24 protein-coding genes are annotated in these 23,380 nt (G+C 63.1%); 9 read left to right on the top strand and 15 right to left on the bottom strand.

Going from position 1 to position 23,380, the window contains the following annotated elements:
• Positions 1-55: 55 nt before the first annotated feature.
• The 6 genes from alc to AB870_RS10180 all read right to left on the bottom strand — a co-directional run bounded on the left by alc (position 56) and on the right by AB870_RS10180 (position 5,368).
• Positions 56-1,078, bottom strand: coding sequence for an allantoicase (alc, locus tag AB870_RS10205; protein WP_047907912.1), 1,023 nt, complete (start codon positions 1,076-1,078; stop codon positions 56-58).
• Between the two features lie 57 nt (positions 1,079-1,135).
• Entirely contained in the window at positions 1,136-1,651 is a 516-nt protein-coding gene (uraD, locus tag AB870_RS10200) for a 2-oxo-4-hydroxy-4-carboxy-5-ureidoimidazoline decarboxylase (protein WP_047907911.1), read from the bottom strand.
• 164 nt (positions 1,652-1,815) lie between these two features.
• A complete protein-coding gene (gene puuE / locus AB870_RS10195; protein ID WP_047907910.1) occupies positions 1,816-2,760 on the bottom strand; it encodes an allantoinase PuuE in 945 nt (314 codons plus the stop codon).
• A 325-nt stretch (positions 2,761-3,085) separates the two neighbouring features.
• On the bottom strand, positions 3,086-4,018 hold the full coding sequence (gene ldcA / locus AB870_RS10190; RefSeq protein ID WP_047907908.1) for a muramoyltetrapeptide carboxypeptidase: 933 nt from the start codon (positions 4,016-4,018) through the stop codon (positions 3,086-3,088).
• Positions 4,015-4,569, bottom strand: a complete 555-nt coding sequence (tadA, locus tag AB870_RS10185; RefSeq protein WP_047907907.1) for a tRNA adenosine(34) deaminase TadA — start codon at positions 4,567-4,569, stop codon at positions 4,015-4,017. The genes ldcA and tadA overlap by 4 nt, the downstream gene beginning before the upstream one ends.
• A gap of 199 nt (positions 4,570-4,768) precedes the next feature.
• Positions 4,769-5,368 carry a GntR family transcriptional regulator gene (locus AB870_RS10180; RefSeq protein WP_237170126.1) on the bottom strand — a complete coding sequence of 200 codons (600 nt, stop codon included), beginning with the start codon at positions 5,366-5,368 and terminating at the stop codon, positions 4,769-4,771.
• 334 nt (positions 5,369-5,702) lie between these two features.
• Between AB870_RS10180 and AB870_RS10175 the strand changes: the two genes are divergently transcribed.
• The 5 genes from AB870_RS10175 to AB870_RS10155 all read left to right on the top strand — a co-directional run bounded on the left by AB870_RS10175 (position 5,703) and on the right by AB870_RS10155 (position 10,316).
• Complete coding sequence (locus AB870_RS10175) at positions 5,703-6,812, top strand: ABC transporter substrate-binding protein (RefSeq protein ID WP_047907905.1); 1,110 nt, start codon at positions 5,703-5,705, stop codon at positions 6,810-6,812.
• Positions 6,813-7,014: 202 nt separating this feature from the next.
• Complete coding sequence (locus AB870_RS10170; RefSeq protein WP_047907904.1) at positions 7,015-7,908, top strand: branched-chain amino acid ABC transporter permease; 894 nt, start codon at positions 7,015-7,017, stop codon at positions 7,906-7,908.
• Positions 7,901-8,788: a branched-chain amino acid ABC transporter permease gene (locus tag AB870_RS10165; protein WP_047907903.1), complete on the top strand. Its 888-nt coding sequence runs from the start codon at positions 7,901-7,903 to the stop codon at positions 8,786-8,788. The genes AB870_RS10170 and AB870_RS10165 overlap by 8 nt, the downstream gene beginning before the upstream one ends.
• Positions 8,785-9,600, top strand: coding sequence for an ABC transporter ATP-binding protein (locus AB870_RS10160; protein ID WP_047907902.1), 816 nt, complete (start codon positions 8,785-8,787; stop codon positions 9,598-9,600). The genes AB870_RS10165 and AB870_RS10160 overlap by 4 nt, the downstream gene beginning before the upstream one ends.
• Positions 9,597-10,316, top strand: a complete 720-nt coding sequence (locus tag AB870_RS10155) for an ABC transporter ATP-binding protein (protein WP_047907901.1) — start codon at positions 9,597-9,599, stop codon at positions 10,314-10,316. The genes AB870_RS10160 and AB870_RS10155 overlap by 4 nt, the downstream gene beginning before the upstream one ends.
• 135 nt (positions 10,317-10,451) lie before the next feature.
• Here the strand turns inward: AB870_RS10155 and AB870_RS10150 are convergent, their stop codons facing one another.
• The 3 genes from AB870_RS10150 to AB870_RS10140 form a co-directional block, all read right to left on the bottom strand.
• Positions 10,452-11,360, bottom strand: coding sequence for a ParB N-terminal domain-containing protein (locus AB870_RS10150; protein WP_047907900.1), 909 nt, complete (start codon positions 11,358-11,360; stop codon positions 10,452-10,454).
• 129 nt (positions 11,361-11,489) lie between these two features.
• A complete protein-coding gene (locus AB870_RS10145; protein ID WP_047907899.1) occupies positions 11,490-12,104 on the bottom strand; it encodes an LON peptidase substrate-binding domain-containing protein in 615 nt (204 codons plus the stop codon).
• Between the two features lie 19 nt (positions 12,105-12,123).
• Positions 12,124-13,062 (bottom strand): LysR family transcriptional regulator, encoded by a 939-nt coding sequence (locus AB870_RS10140; RefSeq protein WP_047907898.1) that lies wholly within the window; start codon positions 13,060-13,062, stop codon positions 12,124-12,126.
• Between the two features lie 112 nt (positions 13,063-13,174).
• Between AB870_RS10140 and AB870_RS10135 the strand changes: the two genes are divergently transcribed.
• Positions 13,175-14,410 (top strand): MFS transporter, encoded by a 1,236-nt coding sequence (locus AB870_RS10135; RefSeq protein ID WP_047907897.1) that lies wholly within the window; start codon positions 13,175-13,177, stop codon positions 14,408-14,410.
• A 284-nt stretch (positions 14,411-14,694) separates the two neighbouring features.
• Entirely contained in the window at positions 14,695-15,399 is a 705-nt protein-coding gene (locus AB870_RS10130; RefSeq protein ID WP_047909050.1) for an SDR family oxidoreductase, read from the top strand.
• Positions 15,400-15,608: 209 nt separating this feature from the next.
• Here the strand turns inward: AB870_RS10130 and guaA are convergent, their stop codons facing one another.
• Genes guaA through guaB form a run of 3 tightly spaced genes read right to left on the bottom strand, consistent with a single transcriptional unit; the run spans position 15,609 to position 19,326 of the window.
• On the bottom strand, positions 15,609-17,192 hold the full coding sequence (guaA, locus tag AB870_RS10125; protein ID WP_047907896.1) for a glutamine-hydrolyzing GMP synthase: 1,584 nt from the start codon (positions 17,190-17,192) through the stop codon (positions 15,609-15,611).
• Complete coding sequence (locus AB870_RS10120; RefSeq protein ID WP_053059653.1) at positions 17,167-17,859, bottom strand: hypothetical protein; 693 nt, start codon at positions 17,857-17,859, stop codon at positions 17,167-17,169. The genes guaA and AB870_RS10120 overlap by 26 nt, the downstream gene beginning before the upstream one ends.
• Positions 17,860-17,865: 6 nt before the next feature.
• Positions 17,866-19,326, bottom strand: coding sequence for an IMP dehydrogenase (gene guaB, locus AB870_RS10115; protein WP_047907895.1), 1,461 nt, complete (start codon positions 19,324-19,326; stop codon positions 17,866-17,868).
• Positions 19,327-19,758: 432 nt separating this feature from the next.
• Between guaB and AB870_RS10105 the strand changes: the two genes are divergently transcribed.
• Complete coding sequence (locus AB870_RS10105; protein ID WP_047907894.1) at positions 19,759-20,688, top strand: DMT family transporter; 930 nt, start codon at positions 19,759-19,761, stop codon at positions 20,686-20,688.
• Between the two features lie 86 nt (positions 20,689-20,774).
• Here AB870_RS10105 and AB870_RS10100 read toward each other — a convergent pair whose 3' ends face one another.
• Positions 20,775-21,113: an RnfH family protein gene (locus tag AB870_RS10100; protein ID WP_047907893.1), complete on the bottom strand. Its 339-nt coding sequence runs from the start codon at positions 21,111-21,113 to the stop codon at positions 20,775-20,777.
• Complete coding sequence (locus tag AB870_RS10095) at positions 21,103-21,537, bottom strand: type II toxin-antitoxin system RatA family toxin (RefSeq protein WP_047907892.1); 435 nt, start codon at positions 21,535-21,537, stop codon at positions 21,103-21,105. Before AB870_RS10095 ends, AB870_RS10100 begins: the two co-directional genes overlap by 11 nt.
• 157 nt (positions 21,538-21,694) lie before the next feature.
• Between AB870_RS10095 and smpB the strand changes: the two genes are divergently transcribed.
• Positions 21,695-22,141, top strand: a complete 447-nt coding sequence (gene smpB, locus AB870_RS10090) for an SsrA-binding protein SmpB (RefSeq protein WP_047907891.1) — start codon at positions 21,695-21,697, stop codon at positions 22,139-22,141.
• Positions 22,142-22,255: 114 nt separating this feature from the next.
• Here smpB and AB870_RS10085 read toward each other — a convergent pair whose 3' ends face one another.
• Positions 22,256-23,230 carry an SPFH domain-containing protein gene (locus AB870_RS10085; RefSeq protein WP_047907890.1) on the bottom strand — a complete coding sequence of 325 codons (975 nt, stop codon included), beginning with the start codon at positions 23,228-23,230 and terminating at the stop codon, positions 22,256-22,258.
• Between the last annotated feature and the right edge of the window lie 150 nt (positions 23,231-23,380).

The following is a 23,380-nucleotide window of genomic DNA, read 5'->3' as shown; positions in this document are numbered from 1 at the left end:
TCTCGATTCGTTGCTCTGTCGCGCAGCTCGTGCGCGACAGAGGTTTGTGCGGATCTCACGCCTTCGCGTCGCTCAGTCGCCCCCACAGCCGCAGACGCGACACGCCCCCGTCCGGAATGATGTTGAAGCGGATGTGCGTGATCGCCCCCAACTTCTGCACCTGCGCTTCGAACTGAAACGCCTTGTCCATCGCCAATTTCTGCTCGGGCAGCAACACCGGCCAGAACATCGACTGCGTGATGAGCGACTGCTCGGTGCCGCCCGTGACATACGCGGCCTGAATCGAACAGCGGTCCGGGAAGTTGCCCTTGAAGTGCGCGGTGTCGACTTCGATCCTGTCGATCTCGCCCGGCTGCGCCAGCGCGATGATCGCCCAGTCGTTGCCCGGCTCGCGACGACGGCGCGTCTCCCAGCCGTCGCCCATGTTCACGCCGCGACCCGGCATCAACAAGTTCGACGCCAGGCCGAAATGCTGATTGTTGGCCGCAACGACGTAGCCGCCGTTTTCCATCGCGATCAGATCGATCAGCTCGTCGCGCGAGCGTGCCGCCCAGTCGCTCTGCGGCAAACCGTACAGACGCAAACGCGCCAGACCGCCATCCGGGTACAGATTCACGCGCACGTGCGTGACAGGGCGCTGCCCGGCAATGGCGTGGTAGTGGTGCGAGTTGCCCTGCAATGTGGTCGACGCGAGCAACTCGAACCATTCGGCCGCATCGGTCGGCGCACCGCCCGGGCTGTAGCAGCCTTCGAGCGACGCCGCGGGCGGGAAGTTGCCGGTGAAGTGGCTCGTGTCGAGATCGACGCCGAACAACACGCCCGGGCGCGCGAGCTTCACGATGCACCAGTCGTATCCGTTCACGCGCTTGCGACGCGTCTCCCAACCGTCCATCCACTTGCCGTTCTCGTCGTATTTGCCGGGGATGAAGACCGCAGGCTCGGGGTTGAGCATGCGCTCCTTGGCCGCGAAGAACTCGTCGCTGGCGACCAGCGCCTGCGCACCCAGACGCGGGTCCGCCAGATTGACGTAACGGCGCACGAATTCCGGTGCGTTCGGATCTTGGGGGGCGAGGGCCATGCCAACTCCTGAAACTCTGTAATGTCTGAAACGAATCGATGCCAGCGCGCAACGCGATCAGTCGCGCACCAGATCCTGCAAACGGAAACCGGCAATGCGGAAAATCTGGCGCAGGCACTCTTCGATTTCGTCCGCACGACTGTTCTCAAGCCGCCCGGCGAAGTTCTCGATGATGCTCGTGCGCGTATGTCCCCGCACCGCAAGAATGTAGGGAAAGCCGAATTTGGCCTTGTATGCGTCGTTCAATTCGGTCAGCCGCGCAAACTCCTGGGCGCTGCACTGATCGAGCCCGGCACCCGCCTGCTCGCGAGTCGACTCCGCCGTCAGCTCGCCGCGCACCGCGGCTTTGCCCGCCAACTCCGGGTGGGCGCGAATGAGCGCGAGCTGCGGCGTTTCGCCGGCATCGATGACGGCCTGGCACATGGCGTCATGCAAGGCATCGACGCTCGCGAACGGACGGTCGTCCCACGCCGCTTCGGCCACCCACGGGGAATGCTCGAAAATGCCGTCGAGCGCGGCAATGAACTCGGCGCGCGGCAGCGCCGACAATTCGGCTACGGTTCGTTGGGTCATAGGCAACGGGGCATTCATTCACTGCTCTCCTGGAGAACAAAGGTGGCGCCCCGCCATGCTCTCGCACAGCCCGATGACGCCTGTCGGATTCAAATTTCGATGTCTGCCGCCACACCCTGCGGACATGGCAGCCCCGCGAAACAACGGCTCGACCGGATTGACGCTCAGGCCGCCACGAACGGATGGCGCTCCTGCCAGTGACGCGCCACGTCGATGCGGCGGCACACCCACACGCGATCGTGTTTTTCGATGTGATCGAGGAACCGCTGCAACGCGGCAAAGCGGCCCGGACGCCCCAGCAAACGGCAATGCATGCCGATCGACAACATCTTCGGCGCCTCATCGCCCTCGGCATAGAGCACATCGAACGCGTCGCGCAAATAATGGAAGAAGTGATCGGCCGTATTGAAACCCTGGGGCGCGGCAAAGCGCATGTCGTTGGAATCGAGCGTGTACGGTACGACCAGATGCGGCTTGACATCGCCATTGCCGGTCTGCACCTGTGTCCAGAAAGGCAGATCGTCGCCGTAGTTGTCGGAGTCATACACGAAACCGCCCTGTTCGACCACGAGCCGGCGCGTGTTGGGGCTGTCGCGACCGGTGTACCAACCCAGCGGCGCGCTGCCCGTCATTTCCTTGAAAATGTCGATGGCGATGCGCATGTGCTCGCGCTCGGTCGCCTCATCCACGTTCTGGTAATGAATCCAGCGCCAGCCGTGGCATGCGATTTCGTGCCCGAGTTCCTGAAAGGCCGCCGTCACCTCCGGATGACGCTGCATGGCCATCGCCACACCGAACACGGTCAGCGGCAAATTCCGGCGCTCGAACTCGCGCAGAATGCGCCACACGCCGGCGCGCGAACCGTACTCGTAAATCGACTCCATGCTCATGTGGCGCGCCTCGTACGCAGCCGCGCCAATGATCTCGGACAGGAATTGCTCCGAGGCACGATCACCATGCAAAACACAGTTTTCGCCCCCTTCCTCGTAGTTCAGGACGAACTGCACGGCAATTCGCGCACGCCCCGGCCAATCGGCAAACGGCACGTGACGGCCATAACCGATAAGGTCGCGAGGATAATCCTTGGAGCTGCTGCTGTGGCTGGCCATGATGTCTTGGCGTCCTTCCTGTTGGCGAAACGATCGAAGAAGTTTAGCCAATTAAGGTGGGACGAAACATAGCCATATTCAGATATTCAGGCTGTGCTTAAACGTATAGTCGCCTGCCCCGCCGATCGCCCGATTTGCAAAAAAAACGGGCGCCGGCGTGCGCCAGCCTCATCGTCGAAGCAGTCGTTTCGGCCACGAATCTCTTTGAAACGACCATCAAGTGCCCCGAACACACGCCAATTGGCGACTTTTTCGCAGATAGCGAGAAAGCATCCCGCATCGCCGGTTCGACCCGGCAGGCGCGTGCGTCGTGCCCGCGCGCACGTCAGCCGTCGATATAGGGATATCCCGTAAGCGTGAGCGTGACCTGAGCCCCTGACGTCTGCACCCTGGCCTGCCCACCCACGGGTAACGTGAGCTTGTCCGGGCAATGACCGAACGGCATATCGGTGACGATGGGAATGCCAATCACGCGCCGCATGCTCTCGATCACGGTCGCCATGTCGTACCCGTTGTCGTAGTCGGTCAGACGATATTGCGAGAAATCGCCGAGCACCAACGCACGCTGGCGCGCGAGAATGCCCGACTGATGCAGCTGATACAACATGCGCTCGACCCGGTACGGCGGCTCGTTCACGTCTTCGACGAACAGCACGCCACCGTCGATCTGCGGCAGATACCGGGTGCCAATGAGACTGCACACCATCGCCAGATTGCCGCCCCAGAGGGTGCCTGAGACGTCGATGCCGCCGCTCGCCCCGTCATCCGTCCACTGAACGGCATGGCTCGGCGAATGCATCATCGAATGGAATTGCTGCAGCGTGAAATCGCTCAGTGTCTCGGCACCGAAATCGGCCAGCAACATCGGCCCGGCGAACGTGGTGATATGCGCCTGCGACAGGAGCGCCAATTGAATCGCCGTGAAATCGCTATGCCCCACGATCGCCACCGGGGCGTTGCACAGCCGATCGTGGAGCCTGCCGTAATCGAGACGGTCGAGCAGATGGACGGCGCCGTACCCCCCTCGCACCGCCAGCACGACCTGCGGCAGCGGGTCGACGCCTTGGCCCAAACGGTTGATCTCCGCGGCACGATCTTCGTCGGTGCCCGCGAAACGCAGATAGCGCCGCTCCAACGCCTCGCGGTTACGCACCGAATAGCCGAGGCTCTCCAGCGTTGCGACACCGCGCGCGGCGACGTCCGGACACGGGGCATAGCCCGAGGGCGCAATCAGTTCGACAAGCTTGGTCTGCGTCAATTGGAAGATTCCGATGGGGGGACGGAGGACGCGTCTGCCGCCTCACCGGCAACAAACGGCTGAGCCAGACGACGCGCTCTGGCCGCCGCGCGCCGCTCACTGAAAAAGGTTTGAAGAATGCCGGCACACTCGTCTCGCATGACACCGCCGATCACCTCGGCATGGTGATTCAGACGCGGCTCCGCAAACAGGTCGACCACACTGCCGCATGCGCCGGTCTTGGGATCGGCCGCACCGTACACGACCCGGCGGATGCGCGCGTGCATGATCGCGCCCGCGCACATCACACACGGCTCCAGCGTCACATACAACTCGCATTCGGGAAGACGGTAATTGCCCAGCACCTGCGCCGCCGCGCGCAACGCCTGCATTTCGGCATGCGCCGACGGATCATGACCGCCGACGGGACAGTTGTGGCCCACCGCCACAACCCGATCGTCGCAGACCACGACAGCGCCGACCGGCACTTCTCCCTGCTGCATCGCGGCGCGGGCCTGCTGGAGCGCCAGCCCCATGTAGGTCTCGTCGGTCGCGGGTAAATCTCGATTCATGAAACGTGGACGAAAAGCCGCAGCGCATCGCCCGTTCCCCCACCTGCCAGGAACGCACCCCGCACCACGCAATTGGCCGACATCGGCAATACGCTATTCTCGCATAGGCGCGGTCAGTGCAAGTCCGGGGACACCCCCGACTTGTGAAGCCACGCCGCGCCGGCGCGTCGCCTCCGGCCCGTGATGTCCCGGCAAACGCCTAGAACGCGGCGCGCGACAGGAAGCTGATATCGTCGCGGGCCATCGCCTTGATTTCGTTGCGCGTCGTAAGGATATGCGCTTCGAGCATCGACACCACAGCCGAAACGTCACGCCGCCGGCATGCGGCCAGGATCTCGTAGTGATCGTGCTGCGGCTTTTCCTTGCCGGTCGCCTGCGACATCGCAAGGTGCGAATACCTATCGGTATTGAGGCAATACTCTTCGATCAACATCCGCAGCCGGCGATTGTTCGCCGGGGCCGACAACGCCAGATGGAAACGGCGGTTGTATTCGGCCCACTCGGACACGACCTCCGAGGCCGAGTATTGCGCCAGGATCTGTTCCATCACCTGAAAGTCGCGCTCGGCCATGTTCGGCACCGCGAGCTTTGCGGCATGGCATTCGAGCGCCACGCGAATGTCGAGCATCTCGCAAAGCTGTTCGAGATTCATGCTCGCCACCGTCGCACCACGATTCAGATGGTGCGTGACCAACCCCTCCGCTTCCAGTTGCCGCAACGCCTCGCGCACCGGCACCCGGCTCGAATTGAATCGCTCTGCGAGCGCTTCTTGACGCAATTGATATCCACCCGGGAGCACGCCGCTCAAGATCTCGTCTCGAAGCGTGTCGCGGATGGCCTGATGAAGTGCTTGGGGTCCGGAGGTTCGCATATGGCGCGATTAGAGCATATTTTTTACCCACATTGCGATTCTGGATCCAATCATATAGCATTGGATCCAATATATTATTTTGGATCCAAAATCGCGTAGTTTTATCAAGTGCGACCCGGTTCCATCAGGGGTGACAGCGGATTCGACGGCGACGGCCGTCGCGCGGCCGCTCACCTGGGCGTCGCCGCCGACATGTGGACGCACGGTCATCGGTCAAACGCATTTTCTTGCAGGCTCAACTGAGTTTTTCCGGGGGAAAACCATGTCATTGAAACTTCGTAAGTTGATCGTTCCCGCCGCAATGGCACTCGCCTTGGCGTCGCATGCCCATGCGGCCGACGACGCCGTCCACATGGGGGCCGTGCTCTCGCTTACCGGCGCGAACGCCACGGTCGGGGAAGACGTGCGCCGCGCCGTTGCGCTCGCGGTCGAGAAGGTGAACGCCCAGGGCGGCGTCATGGGCAAGAAGTTCGACGTCATCGTCGAAGACTCGGGCGGCAATGCCACCACGGCATTGAACGCAGCGCGCAAGCTGGCCACCGTCGACAAGGTGCCGGTCGTGATCGGCGAGTATTCGTCGGGCATCACGCTGCCGATGGCACAGTACCTCGTCAAGGAAGGGGTCACGCATATCAACATCGCCAGCACAAGTGTGAAGGTCAAGGACCTCGGCGCCACGTCGTTCAACCTGATCGGGCTGGAGAATCTCGGCAACAAGTTCTCGGCTGCCGACGCCTGGGCGCTCGGCTATCGCAACGTCGCGCTCATCGCACCGAACAACGCCTACGGTCAGGGCGTGGCCCACGGCTTCCGCGAGGAATTCGAAAAACTCGGCGGCAAGGTCGCGACCGAACTGCTCTACACCGCCGGGCAGTCGACGTATCGGCGCGAACTCCAGCAAGCTTCGCGCAGCCAGCCCGACGCCTACATTTACACCGCCTACGGGCAGGAATCGGCGGTACTCGATCGCGAAGCGTTCGAGCTAGGCCTGCGTCAGAAGCCGTGGTACGCGATTCTGTTGTCGATGAGCCTCTCGGATACGCCCGCGAACATCGCCAACGGCCAGCTCGGCATGGAAGTCGGTTCGGTGAACGGCGCGAACGGCAAGCGCTATATCGATGCGTTCCAGGCGAAGTACGGTCAGGCACCGAAGACTTCATACACGGGGTATGCCTACGACGCCGTCATGCTCACGGCCGCAGCCATCAACAAGGCGAAGTCGACGCAACCCGCCGCGGTGCAGGCCGCACTGAAAGACGTGGGCAAAAACTTCGATGGTGTCACCGGCCCGATCAGGTTCGACGCCGATCGCCAGCGCATCGACCCGCCGTACGCGAAGCTCAAGTACGACGGCAAGGTGGTGCCGCGCTGATCGCCCTCACCTTCGCCGACGCTGGCATCGGCCGGTTCGTCTCGATGTAATGCCCATAGGCAACGCCCTGCATGGCGTTGCCTATGTCGTGTGTAGCGGCGCACGCACCGCAGGCCTGTCCCGTCTGCGCGCAGGCACACACGTCACGATCTCACGACCGGCATGCCCCGGCGACGCCCTTGCCACACCGCGGATCCCTTCCATGCTCCAACTTCTCGTCGATACGCTGTTACGCGCGTCCGATCTCGCTCTGGTCGCCCTAGGGCTGTCCATGGTCTACGGACTCGTCAAGTTTCCCAACATCGCCCATGTGCAGTACGCCATGGCCGGTGCCTACGTAACCTATGCCATGTTCGCTTTTGGCATGCCACTGGTGATGGCGCTCGCCGTCGCCGCGCTCGCCACGGGTGCGCTGACGCTCGCCATGCACCGTCTCGTCTTTCGCAAATTGTTGCGCGGCGGCCCCGCCATCGCGATGATCGGCTCGCTCGCCGTGTCGATGCTCGTCATCGCCGTATGTCAGGGCGTTGCCGGTTCGTTCCCGAAGATGTTCAATCTGCCGCTTACGCAGCCGTTGGTCTTCGGCGACGCGCGCGTGACGGAGGTCCAGCTCTACTCGGTGTCCACTACCTTCGCCCTGCTCGTGGTGTTTGCGCTGATCCTGTTCTACACCCGTGCCGGTCGCGCCATGCGCGCGCTGGCCACCAATCCGGCGCTCGCTGCGGCGTCGGGGCTCAACGCAGAGTGGATCACGCGCGGTGTGACGTTCGCCTCCGGCGCCGTGGCGGGCCTTGGCGGCGGACTGCTTGCGCTGTCGGCGGGCGCACACGTGCAACTCGGCAACGACATGCTGTTGCCGGTGTTCGCCGCCGCCATTCTCGGCGGTCTGGGCAATCCGCTCGGCGCCGTTGCGGGCGCGGTGTTGATCGCGCTGACGGAGACCCTCGTCACGAACCTGAATTTCGGACCGGTGCTGGGCAAGGCCGTTGCCTTCCTGCCTGTCGGTTACATCAATGCCGGTGCGTTCCTCATCCTGCTCCTGGCCCTGCTTTTCAAACCCTACGGACTGTTCGATCGCGAGGTGCGCCGTGTTTGAGTTCATCGTCGCCACTCTCACCGTGGCAGGCATCTACGGGATCATGGCCCTCGGCCTGAACCTGCAAGCCGGTTACGCCGGGTTGCTCAACTTCGGTCACATCGCTTTCGCTGGGCTTGGCGCCTACGCCACAGGCATCACGATTCAGGCGGGCGGCTCGCCGCTCGCCGGCATGGCCATCGGTGTCGTCCTCGCGGTCGCGCTCGGGTCCGGCATCGCACACCTCGGGCGTCAGTTGGGTGCCGACTATTGGGGCATCGCCACACTCGCCGTCGCGGAGATCCTGCGAACCGTCGCCACGAACGAAGGCTGGCTCACGGGCGGTGCAAATGGCATCAGCCCGATTCCGATGCTCTTCGACTCGCTGCCGCGCCCATACGACTCGCTGGCATTCCTCGCCCTCGTGCTCGCCGTGCTGATCGCCTTTGCGTGGCTGACGAAGCGGCTCGCCGACGGCCGTTTCGGACGCGCCCTGCGTGTCATGCGCGAGGAACCGAAGCTCGCCGCATGCTTCGGCTACAACCTGCGTACGCTCAAATCCCGTGCCGTGATGACCAGCGCCGCCGTGACGGCGGTCGCCGGTTCCCTGTATGCGCATTACATGAGCTTCACTGGTCCCGATTACCTGCTCTCGGCGGAAACGTTCGCCCTCTGGACGATCCTGATGATCGGCGGCATCGGCAACGTTTGGGGCGTACTCGTGGGCACGGCGGTCGTGCAGGCGGCATACACGCTGGTTCCATTCGCCAAGGACTATCTGCATTTCAGCTCGGACAGCGCCGGTGCGCTGCGTCTGGGTGTCATCGGCCTGATCCTGCTCGCCTGTCTGCTGTGGCGCAGCGAAGGCCTCGTGCCCGAAAAACTGAGGAAAATGGCATGACGCATTCCGTCAAACCTTTGCTCGAAGTCCGTTCCGTCGCCAAGGCGTTCGGCGGCAACAAGGTGCTGCAAGATGTCACTTTCGACGTCATGCCCGGCGAGATCGTCGGTTTGCTCGGCCCGAACGGCTCGGGCAAGAGCACGCTGCTCAACACGATCACCGGCTTCGAGAGTCTGGACGCGGGCAGCATCTCGCTCGATGCGCATCGCATCGACACGCTGCGCGCCGACCGGATTGTGGCGCAAGGTGTTGCACGTACGTTTCAGTTGCCCTCGATGCCCGCGCGCATGTCCGTCATGGAGGTCGCGATGGCGGCGGCTACCTCGCATCACGGGGTGTTCTCCACGTTACTGCGAACGCGCGGCGCCCGCGATGCGGAAACCGCCGCGCACGCCAAGGCAAGCGCGCTGCTCGACGAATTGCTGCTCACGCGGGTGCGCGACCTGCCGTCCAGCGCGCTTTCGGGCGGGCAGAAGAAGTTGCTCGGCATCGTGTGCGCCCTGATGGGTTCGCCTCGCATGGTCATGCTCGACGAGCCCACGGCGGGGGTGCACCCGAATCTGCGGCGTGACATCGTCGCAGCAATCAAGCGCCTGAACGCACAAGGCATGACGCTTGTCGTCGTGGAGCACGACATGCACTTCATCCGCGAACTGTGCACCCGGTGCATCGTGCTCGATCGCGGTCACATCGTGGCGAGTTGCCATCCGGACGAACTCTCGTCCAACGAACGTGTTTTGCAGGCGTATCTCGGCGGTGGCGCACATTCCGCCGCGCCGGCCGCCCGTGCCAGAGAAATGGAGTCCGCATGATTCAGATCGAGAACGTCGTGGCGGGCTACTCCGTCGAAGTCGACATCCTGAAGGGAATGACGCTGCACGCCGCATCGCGCGAGATCGTCACGCTCCTCGGCCCAAACGGTTGCGGCAAATCGACGCTGCTCAAGACCATTGCCGGATTCCTGCTCCCGCGCGAGGGCCGTATCGTGCTCGAAACGGCCGACGTGTCGCAAGTGCCGGTGCACCGGAAAATCCGTGAATGCGGCGTCGGGTTCGTGCCGCAGACGGACAACGTCTTCGGCTCACTGACGATCCGCGAGAATCTTCAGGTCGGCGGGCACTATCTGAGCGACAGCGCCTGCGCGAAGCGCATCGACGAACTGTGCGAGCTGTATCCCGTGCTGGGACGAAAGCGCAACGCACCTGCGGCGTCGATGTCGGGCGGCGAACGGCAGATTCTGGCGCTCGCACGGGCGCTAATGCCGCGCCCGCGTCTGCTGTTGCTCGACGAGCCCTCGGCTGGGCTCTCGCCCAAGGTCTTGCACGAAGTGTTCGACGCGATCGTGCGCGTGCGCGATCAGGAACAGGTGACGATTCTGATGGTCGAGCAGAACGCGATGGAAGCGCTTCGGATCTCGGATCGCGCCTACGTGCTCTCGATGGGGACGGTCGCACTGACCGGGGCAGCCAATGCGCTGCTCGAAGACGAACAGGTGCGGCAGTTGTATCTGGGCGGCCGGGCGGCGTAATGTCCATAGAGCCCATAGTGCCCGTGGTTCCCGTGGTTCCCGTGGTTCCCGGACTGCCCATCGCATCGCGCCGGCCTTTCGGCGCCGGGGGGCGACGGCTTCATGGCGTGCAGCAGGTTTGCACGCCATGAAGTGTCAAGGCTGCCCTGCCGACTTCCCGGCGCGCGCCTCGGCCAGCGCGATGGTGAGATGGGCGACTTTTTTCTTGAGCGCGTCGCGCTCGGCCGTCACGGCCTTGAGTTCCCGGGCAAGCCGCATCAGTTCGTCCGACGGATCGGCGCTCGTGTCCCAAGGCGGCGTGCCGTCGTCCTCCCCGGTGATCTCCTCTTCCTTCTTCTTGCGCGGCTTGACCGGACGCGCCTCACGCACTGAGCGCGCCAGCTCCCGCAATTCCTGCTTGCCCGCAACCACCGCAGCGACCTGTGCCGCCTGCGGCAACGTCGACACGGCAGCGGCGGCATTGATCGAGACTTCGCCACGCTTGACGGCGTCCACGAGTTCAGGCGCCGCCGCATTATGGATCTGCTCGATCTGCCCCAGCGTATTGCTCGACAAACGCGCCGCACGCGCCAGCGCTGCGCGCGTGAGCGCCATGGTGTGAGCGGGAATCGACGGCTTCGACGCATCCCGCGACGGCGCTTCACCGGCGGCCGCGCCCGACTGTGCGGTGTCCTGCGGCGCAGCGGACGCCGCCCCGGGCACAGAGCCGGCGGGCACATCGCGCGCTTCGAGGATCGTCTTCTTGCGCAACGCCAGCACGCCGCGCTGATAGTCGGACACGCTTCTGCGGCCCAGGTGGTTGTCGATCATCCACAGGTGGACATCGTCCATCGACTTGAACGACGGATTCTGGACCGTGCGGAATTCGATGTCGTGCTTGCGGCAAATTTCGTAACGGTTGTGGCCGTCGACCAGCACGTCGCCCCACAGCACGAGCGCATCGCGGCAACCTTCGGCAAGCAGACTCTGTTCGAGTGCAGCGTATTCGTCAGGCGTGAGCGGATCGATGTACGCCTTGAGTTCTTCGTTGATCTGGACTGTCATGGATTCGTGTGACGATGCCGCCGCACACGGCGATGGCATGGGGAAATCTGGACAGGCGACATTATCGCCTGTCCGCACGGGAATGACGACATTCCCGCCGTGACGCCGAACGGGCCCGGGGCGAAAGGCTCAGGACAACACGCCGTGATCGGTCAGAAAGGCCTGAATGCGGGCAAGCCGCGCGACCGGGTCGTCGATGCCCAGCAGCGTTTCTTTCTCATGCGCGGGCAGCGGCAGCAACTCCGCCCAGCGGTCCGCCACCCAGCCGCATTCGTCCAGCCGGTAAGGCGGCGCCAATGGAAGCTTTGCCGCGCGCGCCGGATCGCGCTGCAAACCGGCAATCAGCTTGCCCAGCGTATCGGCACTGACCTGAAGCGTGTCGGGCAGCGCGACACTGACGTCGGCGGGCAACATTTCCGCTTCGCCCGTCCACAGTCCGTATTTGCCAAGCGCAACGGACGAGAGCCGGAACTTGGTCGTTCCGCGGCAAACCAGTTCGAGCAACGCAGGCATAGGCGCACGCCAGTCCTCGATACGCGCCATGGTGCCGATCATCGCGGGCTCCTCCACGCTGTCGGGCAACCGCACCTCACTGCCCTGCCGCAACACGACGACGCCAAACTCCGTGCCATCGGCAAGACACCGCTTGATCATGTCGAGATAGCGCACCTCGAAGATGCGCAAATGCAACACCCCAGCGGGAAACAAGGCGTTGCCGAGCGGGAAGAGCGGGATCTGGGCCATGCCGTATGATGACATGAAGTCACACTCGGCAAGTATCAACGTCGGGCCAGGCTCTCGTCTCCCGTTCGAACCTGTCGATCAGGAAGTCGAGCAGCGCACGCACGCGCGGCACCATGTAACGCGTGCGATGCCGCACCGCATACACGCCGGGTTCCTTCGCGATGAAGTCCGGCAGCACGATCTTCAGCCGTCCGGCGCGCACATCGTCCGCGGCGTCCCAAAGCGTTTTTCGGACGATGCCACGCCCATCGAGCGCCCAGCGCCGCGCGATCGTGCCATCGTTCGTCTCCCACGCCTGCGCCATCGGCACCGTGAATCGCCATGTCGCTTCGCCCCTGCGGAAGTGGAAGTCATTGAGCGGCCCCGCGGCCGTCACCAGCACGATGAACCGATGAGCCGACAACGCGTCGGGCGTCGCCGGTTCGCCATGCCGCGCCAGATAGTCGGGCGACGCGCACAGCACGCGGCACATCGGCGCGAGACGCCGCGCCACGAGCGTGCCGTCGTCCGGTTCGCTGAAACGGATGGCCAGGTCGACGTCGTCCTGCACGAGATTGGACAGAGAGTCCGTGAGTGTCAGCGATAACCGGATGTCCGGATAACGCTCGGTGAACTCGTCGAGCCAGGGCGAAAGCTTGTGCGTGCCGAAATCGGTCGACGCCGACACGCGGATCTTGCCGCGAATCGCCGCGCACCCGGCCTGGAGCGCCGCCTCCCCGTCTTCAATAGCCTGCAAGGCAATCAGGCAGTGCGCGAGATAGACACGCCCCTCCTCGGTCAGTCGCAACTGCCGCGTGGTGCGCATGAACAGCCGCGTATGCAATGCGGCCTCCAGCTTCGCAAGCCGCGCACTGGCCGCTGCCGGCGAAAGGCCCAGTTTGCGGCCCGCCGCAGACAGGCTGCCAAGCGCCGCCGCCGTGCTGAACAATCGCATGTCGCCCAGTTTGTCAGTCGCCATCTTCTATCTGGATTTGAAAGTCATTCAAATTCCCGGCAGATTATCAAATATCGCGGATGTCGGCAGACTATCCCACGTCGTCCCGCCAGGGACATTCGATTGACTAGCCACCATGTCCGCTTCCCCTGCCTCGATTTCTTCCTCCGCCGTCGCGCCGCCGGTCGACGCCACGCCCTGGGCATCGCTCACCGCGCTGATGCTCGCTTCCTTCATCGCTGCGGCGAACGAAACGGTGCCCGCCGGATTGTTGCCGCAATTGGCCGACGGATTTCGTATCTCCGAATCATGGGCGGGCCAGATGGTCACGCTTTGCGCGTTGGGCGCCGGACTCGGCGCGGTGCCGCTCACGGTATTGATGCACCGCTGGTCGCGCCGGACCGTGCTCGTCGCCGCCCTGCTCGGCTTTGCCCTGTGCAACGCGGCCACGGCGATCTCGTCCGATTTCACATGGACTCTCGTCGCGCGCTTCGTCGTGGGGCTCGCTACAGGCGTTGCGTGGAGCGAGATTGCGACCTACGCCCGACGGCTCGTGAATCCGGCCCGCCAGGGCCGTGCCCTCGCATTCGCCATGCTCGGCATTCCGCTGGCGCTGGCCATTGGGGTGCCCGCCGCCACGACGCTCGGCCATCTGATCGGATGGCGATGGGTCTTCGGCGGCCTGTCGGCATTCGCCTTCGTGCTGGTTGGCTGGATGTTGCTGATCGTGCCCAATGTGAGCAATGCAAACGAGAGTGCCGACGGTCAATCCGCCCGCACCCGTGTCGTGGACGTACTCCGCCTGCCTGGCGTGCGTCCAGTCCTCGCGGTGGTCATGCTGTGGGTCGTCGCGCATTACACGATGTACACCTATATCGCGCCGTTTCTCGCGTCGGCCGGCATGAGCGACGGGCTTGCGACGCTGTTATCGACGTTCGGTATCTTCACGCTCGTGGGCCTGTGGGGGATTGGGCTGTGGGTGGACCGGTGGTTGCGCAGGCTCGCGCTGTTGGCATTGGGGACGTTTGTCGCGGTGATCGTCGCGTTCGGCGGCTGGCCCGGCTCATGGCCGGTGCTCATGGCGGGGGCCGTGCTGTGGGGCCTGAGTTTCAGTGGTGCGCCAACGATCCTGCAAACGGCCCTCGGTAACGCGGCCGGCAGGCACGAACACGTGGCGCAATCGATGCTCGTGACAGTCTTCAATCTGTCCTTCGCCGGTAGCGGCATACTCGGCGGCGCCGTATTGTCGACATGGGGTGCCTGCGCACTGCCGCATGTGCTGATCGTCCTCGCGCTCGCTGCCTGGGGAGTGACGTTTGCCGCCAAACGACATGGCTTCGTACAGCGCGCCGGCATCGATGCCGAGGCGTGATCGGCTTCGAGTGCGCGCACCTGTTGGGCCACCATGCCCTGCGCGACGCCCCACGCCTGCGCCGCCAGCCGGAAGTCGAGATAGCGGCTGGCTGTCTCGAAAGCATGCAGCGCATCGAGCGACGGCAACCGGCCGATGGCCTCTGTCACGGCGTAATTTTTCTACTGAATGACGTGTCGAAAACTGATGCGCCGCGGCGGTCGCACGGTGGTACGCTCTCGAACATGTTTCACGAGATCTGGCCGCCATACGGGCGTCAGCCAGCGTATCCGGAGAGTATCAGCATGACAGTGGAAAAAGTGGCGTTGATCACCGCCGGTGGTAGCGGCATGGGTGCCGCGGCGGCGCGGCGGCTGGCCGCGGACGGGTTCAAGGTCGGCATTCTGTCGTCGTCCGGCAAGGGCGAGGCGCTCGCTGCCGAGTTGGGTGGCGTCGGCGTGACCGGGTCGAATCAGTCGAACGACGATCTGAAAGCGCTGGTCGATCTGGCGCTCGCGCGCTGGGGACGTATCGACGTGCTGGTGAATAGCGCTGGTCATGGGCCGCGCGCGGCGGTCCTGGAGATTAGCGACGAAGACTGGCATCGCGGCATGGACACGTATCTTATGAACGTCATCCGTCCGACGCGGCTCGTCACGCCGATCATGCAGGCGCAAGGCGCGGGCGCGATCATCAACATCTCGACCGCATGGGCGTTCGAACCCAGCGAAATGTTTCCGACGTCGGCCGTTTTCCGCGCCGGACTCGCGTCGTTCACCAAGCTGTTCGCGGACAAGTATGCGAAGGACAACATCCGCATGAACAACATTTTGCCGGGCTGGATCGATAGCCTGCCGCAACAGGAAACGCGGCGTGAAAGCGTGCCGATGCGGCGCTACGGCAAGGCCGAGGAGATCGCTGCGACCGTGGCGTTTCTTGCCTCGGAGGGCGGCGGCTACATCACGGGACAGAACATTCGGGTCGACGGCGGACTGACGCGTTCGGTCTGAGGCGTGCAGTCGTGGCTCAACCAGCCCACGACATTCGCGACATTCACCAATGTGCGGCGCGCTCGCATCGTCGAATCCATTCCGCGATGCAGGCCTTACCGCCGTAATGCCCCGTACAGGGCGAGACTGCACGTTTGCCTCGCCCTCTTGTATCGGAAGGCTTTATGGTGACTTTGATACTGCCATAACGGCCATGAGGTGATTTCAGATCATTCCCACTCGATCGTCGCAGGCGGCTTGCCCGAGATGTCGTACACGACACGGTTCAAGCCACGCACTTCGTTGATGATACGGTTCGACACCTTGCCGAGCAGCTCGTGCGGCAGGTGCGCCCAGTGTGCCGTCATGAAGTCTTGCGTCTGCACGGCACGCAGTGCCACGACCCACTCGTAAGTGCGGCCATCGCCCATCACGCCAACGCTCTTCACCGGGAGGAACACGGCAAACGCCTGACTCGTCAGTTCGTACCACGTCTTGCCGCTGTTCGGCTCGACCGTGTTGCGCAGCTCTTCGATGAAGATCGCATCCGCGCGACGCAGCAGATCGGCGTACTCCTGCTTCACTTCACCCAGAATACGTACACCGAGGCCCGGACCCGGGAACGGGTGGCGGTAGACCATGTCATGCGGCAGGCCAAGCGCAACGCCCAGTTCGCGCACTTCGTCCTTGAACAGATCGCGCAGCGGTTCCAACAACTTCAGGCCCAGCGTCTCCGGCAAGCCGCCCACGTTGTGGTGGCTCTTGATCGTCGTCGCCTTCTTTGTCTTCGCGCCGCCCGACTCGATAACGTCCGGATAGATCGTTCCCTGCGCCAGCCACTTCGCGTTCTTCAGCTTCTTCGCTTCCGCCTGGAACACTTCGACGAACTCGCGGCCGATGATCTTGCGCTTCTGCTCCGGATCCGTCACGCCCGCCAAGTGGCCCATGAACTGCGCCGTGGCGTCCACGTGCACCACCTTCGCATGCAGACGGCCCTGGAACATCTCCATCACCATCTTGCCTTCGTCCAGACGCAGCAGACCGTGATCGACGAACACACACGTCAACTGATCGCCAATCGCACGATGAATGAGCGCCGCCGCGACACTCGAATCGACGCCGCCCGACAGACCGAGAATCACTTCCTCATCGCCCACCTGCTCGCGTATCGCCTTGACGGCCTCCTCGATGTGATCGCGCATGATCCAGTCCGGTTTGGCCCCGGCGATCTCCAGCACGAAACGCTCAAGCAGTTCGCGACCCTTCACGGTATGCGTGACTTCCGGGTGGAACTGCACCGCATAGTAATGACGCTTTACATCGGCCATCCCGGCAATCGGGCAACTCGGTGTCGACGCCATCAGTGCAAAACCTTCCGGCAGCTGCGTCACCTTGTCGCCGTGGCTCATCCACACCTTGAGCATGCCATGACCTTCGTCCGTGCGGAAATCCTCGAGACCGTCGAGCAGCGGCGTATGACCATGCGCGCGCACTTCCGCATAGCCAAACTCGCGATGGTTGCTGGCTTCGACCTGACCGCCCAGTTGCACCGTCATCGCGAACATGCCGTAGCAAATGCCCAGCACCGGCACGCCCAGATCCCAGACCGCCTGCGGCGCGCGCAGATCCTGATCCTCGTACGTGCTCGCGTGACTTCCCGACAGAATGATCGCCTTCGGGTTGAATTCGCGGATGAATTCGTTCGAAACGTCGTTCGGGTGAATCTCGCAGTAGACGTGCGCTTCGCGAACGCGGCGTCCGATGAGCTGGGTGACTTGCGAGCCGAAGTCAAGAATGAGGATTTTGTCGTGCATCGTGAGGTACGGATGAAGTGGATTCGTTGGACGTCGGCGCCGTGGCAGAAGGCACGGGCGTGACAATGCCGGTGGCGCCCACGGGCGCGACCGGCGTGGTATTGACGGGAGCGGAGCCGCCGCGAGGCGTCTCCATACGCGGCTCAGCGCGCCTGCCACGGGACTCGTCGACGACCCGGGCATCGGAATAATCTTGCGGTGCGTCGCGCCGCGTGTCGCTCACGACACCGCCACGCACCCGCTCGCCAGCCTGTTGCGCCGCCTGTACGCGCTCTTTCGTGCGCACACTCGACGCCAGCTTGACGAGAATACCGCCTATTACCAGCAGGACGGCGCCGAGCACGGCCAGCATCAGCTTGCCGCCCGTCGACACGACCAACTGGCCGGAGATCAGCCAGCCCAGCACGAACGCACCGCTCACCCAGTTGACATGGCCCGTCACTTTCGCGACGGTCGCCGTCAACTGGCCATTCACGGTCGCGTGCCATTGCAGCCAGGCCACACCGATGAAGGCCACGCCGAGCACCTGCGCATAAAGCACGGGCGACGGCGCAGGGACATCGATGGCCGCATACAGCGATGACCAGAACGACGCGATCAGGAACACACCGAGTGCCAGATTCAACGCCGCATCGAGGAACAGTACCGTACGCAACATGGCCTTCATGGGCAATTACTCCACGTGGTAGTTGGGGGCTTCCTTCATGATCTGGACGTCGTGCACGTGCGATTCATGCATGCCCGCGGCCGTGATTTCGACAAACTCCGCCTTTTCGTGCAGATCCTTGATCGACGGGCAACCGAGATAACCCATCGACGAGCGGATACCGCCGGTCAACTGGTGCAGGATCGCGTTCACACTCCCCTTGTACGCCACTCGACCTTCGATGCCTTCGGGCACGAGCTTGTCGGCATTGTTCGCCGGGTCCTGGAAGTAGCGATCGGCAGCGCCGTCCTTCATCGCACCGACTGAACCCATGCCGCGGTAGCTCTTGTACGAACGGCCCTGATACAGGAACACTTCGCCCGGCGCTTCTTCCGTGCCGGAGAACATGCTGCCCATCATCACCGTATGGGCGCCTGCCGCCAATGCCTTGGCAACGTCACCCGAATAACGGATGCCACCGTCGGCGATCAGCGGAACGCCCGTGTCCTTGAGCGCTTCGGCCACGTTGGCGATGGCGGTAATCTGCGGCACACCGACACCGGCGACGATACGCGTCGTGCAGATGGAGCCAGGGCCGATACCGACCTTCACGGCATCCGCGCCATGCTCGACCAGTGCCAGCGCGGCACTTGCCGTGGCAATGTTGCCGCCGACGACTTCGATCTGCGGGAAATGTTTCTTGACCCATTGCACGCGATCCAGTACGCCCTGGCTGTGACCATGGGCCGTATCGACCACGATCACGTCGACACCGGCAGCCACCAGCAGTTCGACGCGCTCTTCATTGTCCGGCCCCACGCCAACGGCCGCCCCGACACGCAGCTTGCCGTGTTCGTCCTTGCTTGCCAGCGGATATTCGGTCGCCTTGGTAATGTCCTTGACCGTCATCAGACCGCGCAGCTCGAAGGCGTCGTTGACGACCAGCACGCGCTCGAGGCGGTGATCGTGCATCAAACGCTCGGCGTCTGCCGGCGAAGCGCCTTCACGCACGGTGATCAGCTTTTCCTTCGGCGTCATGATGACGCGCACCGGCTCGTCCAGACGGCTCTCGAAACGCAGGTCGCGGTTGGTGACGATACCGATGAGCTGAGCGCCTTCAACGACCGGGAAACCGGAAATGCCATGCTGACGCGACAGGGCAATCACGTCGCGCACCTTCATGTGCGGCGGAATCGTGATCGGATCGCGCAAAACGCCCGACTCGAAACGCTTGACCTTCGAGACTTCCCGCGCCTGCTCGGCTGGCTTCAGATTCTTGTGAATAATGCCGATACCGCCCTGTTGCGCCATGGCAATGGCCAGACGCGCTTCGGTCACCGTATCCATGGCGGCCGACAGCAAAGGCATGTTCAGGGTAATGTTGCGCGTGAGCTTGGTTTTCAGGCTGGTGTCGCGCGGGAGAACGGCGGAGTAGGCCGGGACGAGGAGCACGTCATCGAATGTGAGTGCTTTTTGGATCAGACGCATGGCAAATCCTATAGGCGCAAAACCGAATTATACAGAAATCGCGCGATGCATGGCACGTCCGCCCCACATGTCAAGGGGCTTTTTCCCCGAGACGTCGGCGAGATAGCGCCCGACGTGCAAAGACCGGGGCTCCGACCGCCAGTCGGTATTTCCACGGTATGCCGCGAAGCCCCGGCGGCGCCGGCCAACTGCCGGATTTCACAATAGCGACGCTCGGCATGAGTGCTATTCTTGCGCCCTTCCAGAGGACACCCGCCGCCGATTTACCGGCCGGCGCCCAATTCGGCGGTTCGGCGGTTCGGCGGTTCGGCGGTTCGGCGGTTCGGCGGTTCGGCGGTTCGGCGGTTCGGCGGTTCGGCGGTTCGGCGGTTCGGCGGTTCGGCGGTTCGGCGGTTCGGCGGTTCGGCATCATTAGACACGGATACGAATTTCATGGGGAAAGGCATTTCTTATGGCTTGGCAGCGGGCGCGTTATGGGGGCTGGTGTTTCTGGCGCCCCGCCTGCTGCCGGGCTTCTCGCCACTTGAGCTATCTGCCGCTCGCTACGTGCTGTACGGACTGGTGTCCGCCGTGCTGCTAGCCCCGCTCTGGTCCCGCCTGCGCCATTCCGTCTCCGGCAACGACTGGCGCGCATTGTTTCGACTGAGCCTCGTCGGCAATCTCGTCTATTACCTGTTTCTCGCAGGTGCCGTCCAGATGGCGGGCATCGCCCCCGCATCGCTGATCGTCGGCGTGCTGCCGGTCACCGTGACGCTGGTGGGCAGCCGGGATCACGGCGCCTTGCCCCTGTCGAAGCTTGCCGGCCCGCTGGCGCTGGTCGCCGCGGGCATCGTCTGCATCAATGTGGATGTCTTTGCCCATGCCGCAGCCAGCGGCGGCGACTGGCGATTGACGCTCATCGGCGTCGCCTGCGCCGTGGGTGCGCTGCTGAGTTGGACCTGGTACGCCGTCGCGAACGCCCGCTATCTCGCAGAATTCGGACATTTCACGAGTCAAGAATGGTCCTTGCTGACGGGTGTCGCCACGGGTGTGCTAGCCGTGGCACTCGCGATTCCCGCGGCGCTATTGCCGCCCCCGGTTGCCGCCGACGCACAGCGAGACTGGCAGATGTTTCTGATCGTGAATATTGCCGTGGCGCTCGGCGCGTCGACCATTGGCAATGCTTTCTGGAATGCGGCAAGCCGACGCCTGCCACTGACGCTCTCGGGACAGATGATCGTGTTCGAAACGCTGTTCGCACTCGTCTATGGATTCCTTTACGAGCATCGCGCGCCGCGTTGGCTGGAACTTGCCGCTATCGTGCTGCTGCTCGCCGGCGTGAGCGCGTCCGTGCGCCTGCACGCGAGACGCTCGTCGAACTGAACCGGGCGCTGCCCGGTGCCGCCCGGCCGTTCGCCGTCGCGGCGCCGGTCCCGGTTGCCGCCTGAACGACCACCTCGACGGCTATCTCAACTACCGCGACGACTGCTCCCCAGCCACTTCTGTCCCTCGCGACTGCCTTCATTGCGCACCTTCTCGACACGGCGCTGACGCGCCAGCTTCGGGTCCGCCTTGAGCGTGCGATAAATCTCGACGCGATCTCCCGCATCGAGTACCGCATCCAACGCGCGCACCTTACCGAACACCCCGGCTTTCATGCGCGTCAGATCGAGTTCGGGAAATCGTTGCAGCAAGCCGCTGCGCTCGATGGCGTCGCGCATCGTGGCCCCTGCCGAAAGCGTCAGCGGGACAATCGTTTGTTCGCCCGGCAAGGCATAGCAGACCTCGACGTTCAACTCACTGGGCATAGACGGTCTCCGCACGCTTCACGAAGGCGTCGACAAACGTGTTGGCGATATGGCTGAACACCGGACCGATGACCTTCTCCAACAGAAAATTCGCAAATTCGTAATGCAGGCCGAACTCGATCTTGCAGGCATTCTCGCGCAGCGCGGTAAATTTCCACGTCCCGTGAAATCGCTTGAACGGTCCTTCGACGAACGTCATCTGGATGGAATGCGGACGCTCCTGAATATTTCGCGTCGCGAACGAATGCTTCAGTCCCTTGAAGTCGATGATGAGCGACGCTTCCATGCTGTGTTCGTCCTGATGCCGAATGTCGACACCACCGCACCACGGCAGGAATTTGGGGTAATCGGCGACATTGGTCACCAGATCGTACATTTGCTCGTCGGAGAAATGCACGAGAACGGTTTTACTGACTTCGGCCATCGTCGGTCGGGCGAGGTGTGCTGACGGCGCGTTCGCTATCGACGTCGGGTCGATCCGCGTGTGTCGCTAGCCGCCTCTTGCCGAGACTCTTTGTTAAAATCGCTATTTTACCCGAGCCCGACTCACCGGGTCCGACCAAGTTACCCGCCAAGGATCCATGAGTATCATCGACAACAGAAAGGCCTTCTTCGACTACTTCATCGAGGAGCGATACGAAGCCGGGATCGCGCTGGAGGGATGGGAAGTCAAGGCCATTCGCGCCGGGCGGGCGCAGATCAAGGAAGGCTATGTCGTTATCAAAAACGGCGAAATCTTTCTGATCGGCGCGCACATCAGCCCGCTGCAATCGGCATCGACACATATCAAGCCCGATCCCGTGCGCACCCGCAAGTTGCTTCTCAAGGCCGACGAGATCAAGAAGCTCATCGGCAAGGTCGAGCAACGCGGCTACACGCTCGTCCCGATCAACCTGCACTACAGCAAAGGTCTCGTGAAGTGCGAGATCGGATTGGGTAAGGGCAAGAAGTTGCACGACAAGCGCGAGACGGAAAAAGAACGCGACTGGAACCGCGAAAAAGCGCGCTTGATGCGCAACCCCACGTGAAACACCGGCACGCACCGTGTGGCTCGCTTCCCGCGACTGGCAGCGTCTGCAAAAGAAAACGGCCCTTTCGGGCCGTTTTCATTTTGGCCGGCGCCAACGCGCCGACAAAACCCTTTAGCGTCGCGTGCCCGGATTGCCGAAGCCGCTCGTGCTGCCCTCGGCAGGCGTATTCGAACCGCCTTCCGTGCCGCGAACGATCTTCAGAGCCGACGCGATCATCCCGCTCATGTCCGACAGATTGCCAGGCACGATCAGCGTATTGTTCGTCTTCGCGATCTTGCTGAACGCGTCCACATATTGTTCGGCGACCTTCAGGTTGACGGCCTCCATCCCCCCCTGCGTCTGAATGGCCATCGCAATTTTGTGAATGGCTTCGGCGTTCGCTTCGGCCACTGCGAGAATCGCAGCCGCTTCGCCGTGCGCCTGATTGATGGCGGCCTGGCGCTCGCCCTCCGACTTCTGAATGGCCGCCTCGCGCGCACCGGACGCCAGGTTGATCTGTTCCTGCTTCTTGCCTTCGGAGGCTGCAATCAGCGCGCGCTTTTCGCGCTCGGCCGTAATCTGCGCCTGCATGGCGTGCAGGATTTCCTTCGGCGGCGTCAGATCCTTGATCTCGTAGCGCAGCACCTTCACCCCCCAGTTCGCAGCCGCCTCATCGAGGGCGTTCACCACACTGTGATTGATGAACTCGCGCTCTTCGAACGTCTTGTCGAGTTCGAGTTTGCCGACCACACTGCGCAACGTCGTTTGCGCGAGCTGCGTGATGGCCACGATGAAGTTGCTCGAACCATACGACGCCTTCATCGGATCCGTCACCTGGAAGTACAGAATGCCGTCGACCTGCAACTGCGTATTGTCCTTCGTGATACAGATCTGGCTCGGGACGTCGAGCGGAATCTCCTTGAGCACATGCTTGTATGCGACGCGATCCACGAACGGCACGACGATGGAGAGGCCCGGCGTGAGCGTCGCGTGAAATTTCCCAAGGCGTTCCACCACCCAGGCGTGCTGCTGAGGCACGATCTTGATCGAGCGCGCCGCGATGATGACCGCAATGATGAAGAGAATAAATGCGACGTTGGATAACATGATTTCCCCCGAATACGCCGACCTTACCGGCCGGCTGGTTCCCCGTCACCGCGATAGCGGGACTTGCTGTCTGACCACACCGAAGCCAAAGTGTTCGTCTGCGCGTTCAGGCAACGCTGCGATCGTCCCGCGAACAATGTCGATGACGGT

Origin of the sequence: Pandoraea faecigallinarum (assembly GCF_001029105.3) — a bacterium.
Taxonomy (GTDB): Bacteria; Pseudomonadota; Gammaproteobacteria; order Burkholderiales; family Burkholderiaceae; genus Pandoraea; species Pandoraea faecigallinarum.
This window is presented reverse-complemented; position numbering and strand designations above follow the sequence as displayed.

Bases quoted from the DNA above. Each gene is read 5' to 3' on its own strand.
- alc (WP_047907912.1), bottom strand. From the start codon at position 1,078: ATGGCCCTCGCCCCCCAAGATCCGAACGCACCGGAATTCGTGCGCCGT.
- uraD (WP_047907911.1), bottom strand. From the start codon at position 1,651: ATGACCCAACGAACCGTAGCCGAATTGTCGGCGCTGCCGCGCGCCGAG.
- puuE (WP_047907910.1), bottom strand. From the start codon at position 2,760: ATGGCCAGCCACAGCAGCAGCTCCAAGGATTATCCTCGCGACCTTATC.
- tadA (WP_047907907.1), bottom strand. From the start codon at position 4,569: ATGAATCGAGATTTACCCGCGACCGACGAGACCTACATGGGGCTGGCG.
- AB870_RS10175 (WP_047907905.1), top strand. From the start codon at position 5,703: ATGTCATTGAAACTTCGTAAGTTGATCGTTCCCGCCGCAATGGCACTC.
- AB870_RS10170 (WP_047907904.1), top strand. From the start codon at position 7,015: ATGCTCCAACTTCTCGTCGATACGCTGTTACGCGCGTCCGATCTCGCT.
- AB870_RS10160 (WP_047907902.1), top strand. From the start codon at position 8,785: ATGACGCATTCCGTCAAACCTTTGCTCGAAGTCCGTTCCGTCGCCAAG.
- AB870_RS10155 (WP_047907901.1), top strand. From the start codon at position 9,597: ATGATTCAGATCGAGAACGTCGTGGCGGGCTACTCCGTCGAAGTCGAC.
- AB870_RS10150 (WP_047907900.1), bottom strand. From the start codon at position 11,360: ATGACAGTCCAGATCAACGAAGAACTCAAGGCGTACATCGATCCGCTC.
- AB870_RS10145 (WP_047907899.1), bottom strand. From the start codon at position 12,104: ATGGCCCAGATCCCGCTCTTCCCGCTCGGCAACGCCTTGTTTCCCGCT.
- AB870_RS10140 (WP_047907898.1), bottom strand. From the start codon at position 13,062: ATGGCGACTGACAAACTGGGCGACATGCGATTGTTCAGCACGGCGGCG.
- AB870_RS10135 (WP_047907897.1), top strand. From the start codon at position 13,175: ATGTCCGCTTCCCCTGCCTCGATTTCTTCCTCCGCCGTCGCGCCGCCG.
- AB870_RS10130 (WP_047909050.1), top strand. From the start codon at position 14,695: ATGACAGTGGAAAAAGTGGCGTTGATCACCGCCGGTGGTAGCGGCATG.
- guaA (WP_047907896.1), bottom strand. From the start codon at position 17,192: ATGCACGACAAAATCCTCATTCTTGACTTCGGCTCGCAAGTCACCCAG.
- AB870_RS10120 (WP_053059653.1), bottom strand. From the start codon at position 17,859: ATGAAGGCCATGTTGCGTACGGTACTGTTCCTCGATGCGGCGTTGAAT.
- guaB (WP_047907895.1), bottom strand. From the start codon at position 19,326: ATGCGTCTGATCCAAAAAGCACTCACATTCGATGACGTGCTCCTCGTC.
- AB870_RS10105 (WP_047907894.1), top strand. From the start codon at position 19,759: ATGGGGAAAGGCATTTCTTATGGCTTGGCAGCGGGCGCGTTATGGGGG.
- AB870_RS10100 (WP_047907893.1), bottom strand. From the start codon at position 21,113: ATGCCCAGTGAGTTGAACGTCGAGGTCTGCTATGCCTTGCCGGGCGAA.
- AB870_RS10095 (WP_047907892.1), bottom strand. From the start codon at position 21,537: ATGGCCGAAGTCAGTAAAACCGTTCTCGTGCATTTCTCCGACGAGCAA.
- smpB (WP_047907891.1), top strand. From the start codon at position 21,695: ATGAGTATCATCGACAACAGAAAGGCCTTCTTCGACTACTTCATCGAG.
- AB870_RS10085 (WP_047907890.1), bottom strand. From the start codon at position 23,230: ATGTTATCCAACGTCGCATTTATTCTCTTCATCATTGCGGTCATCATC.